3 protein-coding genes and 2 pseudogenes are annotated in these 4,133 nt (G+C 65.7%); 2 read left to right on the forward strand and 3 right to left on the reverse strand.

Annotation, left to right across the window (positions count from 1 at the left end; translation table 11 throughout):
* Positions 1-741 (forward strand): IS66 family transposase (locus AC1DF3_RS36580; RefSeq protein ID WP_478142752.1); only part of this gene is annotated, 741 nt, incomplete at its 5' end.
* 8 nt (positions 742-749) lie between these two features.
* On the opposite strand, the pseudogene AC1DF3_RS36585 reads toward AC1DF3_RS36580, so the two are convergent.
* The 3 genes and pseudogenes from AC1DF3_RS36585 to AC1DF3_RS36595 all read right to left on the reverse strand — a co-directional run.
* A pseudogene (locus tag AC1DF3_RS36585) lies at positions 750-1,589 on the reverse strand (tyrosine-type recombinase/integrase); the annotation flags it as partial.
* Positions 1,586-2,554, reverse strand: a complete 969-nt coding sequence (locus tag AC1DF3_RS36590) for a tyrosine-type recombinase/integrase (protein ID WP_478142753.1) — start codon at positions 2,552-2,554, stop codon at positions 1,586-1,588. The gene AC1DF3_RS36590 and the pseudogene AC1DF3_RS36585, both read right to left, overlap by 4 nt.
* Positions 2,551-3,726, reverse strand: coding sequence for a tyrosine-type recombinase/integrase (locus AC1DF3_RS36595; RefSeq protein ID WP_478142754.1), 1,176 nt, complete (start codon positions 3,724-3,726; stop codon positions 2,551-2,553). Before AC1DF3_RS36595 ends, AC1DF3_RS36590 begins: the two co-directional genes overlap by 4 nt.
* A gap of 225 nt (positions 3,727-3,951) precedes the next feature.
* Between AC1DF3_RS36595 and AC1DF3_RS36600 the strand changes: the two are divergent.
* Positions 3,952-4,133: pseudogene (locus AC1DF3_RS36600) on the forward strand (IS66 family transposase); the annotation flags it as partial.

Here is a 4,133-nt window from a genome sequence, read left to right on the forward strand (position 1 = left end):
GCCGGCCTGGTGGCGCACACCCTGATCAGCCGCTTCGTGGATCACCTGCCGTACTACCGCCAGGAGGCCATCAACGCGCGTTCGGGCGTGCACACGCCGCGCTCGACACTGGCAGCCTGGTCTGGCCGAGGCGGCGCGGCACTGGAGCCGCTCTACGACGCGCACAAGCGCTTCTTGCTCTCCGCCCGGGTGCTCCATGCCGACGAAACGCCGGTGGCCCTGCTCGACCCGGGTCGGGGCAAGACCAAGAAGGCCTACGTCTGGGCCTACGCACGCAGCGCCTTCGATCCAGTGCCGGGCGTGATCTACGACTTCTGCGAGGGACGCGGCGCGCAGTATCCGATCGCGTTCCTGGGCGCTGCGGGTGGTCAGGACGAGCGAAGTTGGCGCGGCACGCTGGTGCGCGATGAATACAAGGCCTACGACAGCGTGATGAGTGCCACGCCCGGACGCATCGCCGCCGGATGCCTTGCCCATTATCTCGAGCGTCGTTTTATGTGGAGTAGCGACCGTCGACCTAAGGCGCTGCGCGGTGTGGCGCGGGCCCTGACACCGCATAAGAATTCAATCGATCAGAGGGACTGCAGGAACGCGAGTAGGTCGGCCTTCGGCTTCCAGGGCTTGACCCTCGCCGGCTCGATACCCGCCTTCTTCCAGAACGCCTGCATGGCATCGCGCTTCATCTGCAGGTTGGTTGTGATGTACCGCCCCGTCGTGGCGACGCTGGCGTGGCCAAGGTAATCGCGGATCACCGTGACATCGGTCCCCGACTGCAGAAGCGCGACAGCGCAGCTGTGCCGCAGCACGTGAGGTGTGATGCGCTTACGCTGGAGTGCGGGGTCGGCATGAACCGCAGCGGCCACATGCTTGGCAAGCACGTAGGCGATCCCGTCGCGAGTCATCGGTTGCCCGTACCGATTGACGAACACGCACTGGTGCTCGGCACTGCAGGTCATGCCGCGCAGCCGATGCAGCGCGTTCGCCGTCTCCGGCCACAGAGGCAGCAAACGCTCCTTCTTGCCCTTGCCGCGCAGGCGCGCCTGGCGCGGAACGACCAACTGCAGGTCGTCCCACCGCAGACCGGCAACTTCGGCGACCCGGGCACCGCAGTTGTAGAGAAACAGCAGCAGCGTGTAGTCGCGCCAACCGTCATGCGTGCGCCGGTCCGGCATGCTGATGATCAGACGCACGTCCTCCGCTTCGAGGTAGGTAGCTGGCCTCTGCCGGGCCTTCTTCGCAGGGATCGCCAGCACCCGCACGTACTGCTGTGAGTGCACAAGGTCGCTACGCAACAGGTGCTTGAAGAAGCCTCGGATCGCTGCCCTGCGGCAGTTACGCGTCGCCGGTGAGTTCGATCGCTCGAGCTCGATGTGATCGAGGAAGCGCATCACCGCTTCGGCGTCCAGGTCGCTCAACTGCAGGGAGGCGACGCCTCGGCCGCGATGCCCGGCGACGAACTTGAACAGCAACGTCAGGGTAACCCGGTACGCTCGGATGGTATGCACGCTTGCGCCCCGTTGCCGGGGCAGGTACTCGGTGAAGTACGTCTCGACCTGGGCGAACAGGTCACGCGAGGACGTGCGGCTCATGGTGCGCGCCGCCGGCCTCTGGCGTGCTGCTCGAAGCGCTGGCTCGCCAACTGCAGCAACTCGGGGGTGGCCTTGAGGTAGACCTCGGTACCCAGCACGTTCACATGGCCCAGGTAGGCTGACAACATCGGTAACCGAGCATGCACGTCTACGCCTGCGATCGACCATTCGGTCAACCGATGCACGGCGAACGCATGCCGGAACTCATACGGTCTGGCACCGGCACGTCCCTTTGGTGGCTTCAACCCCAAATCCCGAAGCAGCCGGCGCAGCACGTCCGAAGCGGCACGCAGGGTGAGTGCCGTTGCGTTGCGACGGATGAAGAACGCCGGTGACACGGCAACACCGTTGGCGGCCAGGATCTCGTCGCGGCGCCCCGCGTACCGCCGAAGCTCGACCACAAGATCATCGCGGATTGGCAGGATGCGCGATCGTCCCTTGCTTCGCTGCACGGTCAGGGTCCGCTGCCGCAGATCGATGTCCTCCATGCGCAGTCTCGTGGCTTCGCCCAACCGCATGCCGGTGCAGTACAGCACCAGGCTGAGCGCACGCAACATCGCACCCCACATGCTGCGCCCCTCGTGCCGTGTGGCCGCCTCGATCATGGCGAGGACCTCTTCGCGGCTGAAGATGTAGGGCACGAACACCGACTCCTTGACGGGAGCCACTGCGTGCTCCGGAACGAACGCACGAGGTTCTCCCCGGCGACGGAACAGGCATAGCTGCCGAACGACACCGAACTCGTTTCCTACCGTGATGGCCTTGCGGCCGTCAATGCGCGCCGCCCACAGCGGCACGACTTCCTCCAGCGGTGCCGGACTTTCGCCATAGCGCTCACGGACGAAGCGCACGAAGCTGTTGAGCACGAACTCCGCGCGCCGGTAGCCCATGCCCATGGCGCGCTTGAACTCGAGGAACTCGGCAGCGTCAACGGCCAGGCTCTGCGCGGTGACCTTGGTGTTCATCGCGGCACCGGCAGCGAGACATCGCGCAGCGGCTGCGTGGCGATGCGGACGTAGGCCGACAGCGACTGCGAGTCGCGGTGCCCCAGCAACTCCGTCAGCACCCGAGGCTGGGTGCCGACGTCGAGCTGCCGCGCGGCGTTCGAGTGCCGCAGGACGTGGCTGCCCAGATAGGTCGCCTGAATGCCGGCAGCCTTGGCGTGCTTGACGAGAATGTGCCGCACCGCGGAGGAGCAAGTAAGGGCGGCGAAGGGAACCTTCACCTGCACGAACACGTGACGCGTGGGTGTGTGCGCCGGTCGGCCGTGTCGCAGGTAGCGCGCCAGCACCTTGCCCACGGCCGGCAGCAACGGCAGAACGTAGGTGACGCCGGTCTTCGGGCGCGACATCTGCAGCGTGCCGGCGGTCCAGTCGATGTCCTGCAACTGCAGCCGGATCGCCTCGCCAGCCCCGAGGCCATAGGTGCTCATCATCAGCAGCAGCGCGTGGTCGCGCAGCCCGCGCGCCGTGCTCGTGTCCACCGCGTGCAGCAGCCGTTGAACGTCCTCCCAGGGCCAAGCACGCCGCGGTCGCTCGAACTGAGGTTGTACCGGCGAGATCACGGCATCAGCCAAGTCGACACTAATGCGGCCGCTGGTCAGCAGGAACCTGGCGAAGGATCGGACAGTGCTGGCCATATCGGCCGTCGTGGCGCGCGAGTAGGTGCGGGCGCACTGAATGAGAAACGTGTCGATGTCAGGCAGGCGCATCTGGCGCCAGGACTTGCCCGAGGCGGCCAAGTGAGCGATCAGCTTGCCGACGTGGTCGAGCTTCTTGTGGACGGTTACCTCTGGGTTGCCCCGGTGCTGAAGGAGGTGCGTGGCATAGCCGCGTAAGACGGTCGATTCGGGCGGTGCACGGCGCTTCATAGGCTTCCACGGCGGAAGCTGCGTGCCCATGACCTCATAGACGCGCCGCAGGGCGCGAAGCGACGAACTTGTGTTCCCGAGATTGCCTGATTCGCTCGCGCGCGCCGGCGAGCACCAAGCGCGGAAGCGCCTAGCCCCCTCGTCGGTAAGCTCGTCAATCTCCCGCAAGCCGAGCAACACGCAGTACCGGCGGAAGCTCCCGATCTCGCTCAGGTACCGCCCCGCGCTGGAATCGCTGATGCTGCGGTCGGCATGCCATGTGCGCAAGATAGTGCTCGCCCTCGGCGGGCACTCGGGGCGTGTCTGCACGGCCGATGAGGTGACCATGTTGCGGTATACGCCGGCTACTGCATATTGGATTTGCAGTTCTTATGCGGTGCCAAGGACCGCGCCACACCGCGCAGCGCCTGAGGTCGACGGTCGCTACTCCACATAAAACGACGCTCGAGATAATGCGCCTTATGCGGAGCTCCGCATAAGGCTCATGCCAGACGCAAGTTCGATGAACTGCTGCTCGACTCGGGCAAGAGCGCTGTCGCTGAGGAGGCGCTGCGTCGCATCGCGGAGATCTACCGCCTCGAGCGAGAGCTGTCGGCGCTGACGAGCGATGAGCGGCTGTCGAGAAGATGCAGCCATGCGAAGCCACTGTGGGCGGACCTGCATGCATGGCTGCA

Source organism: Variovorax sp. 10N432 (genome assembly GCF_056394465.1).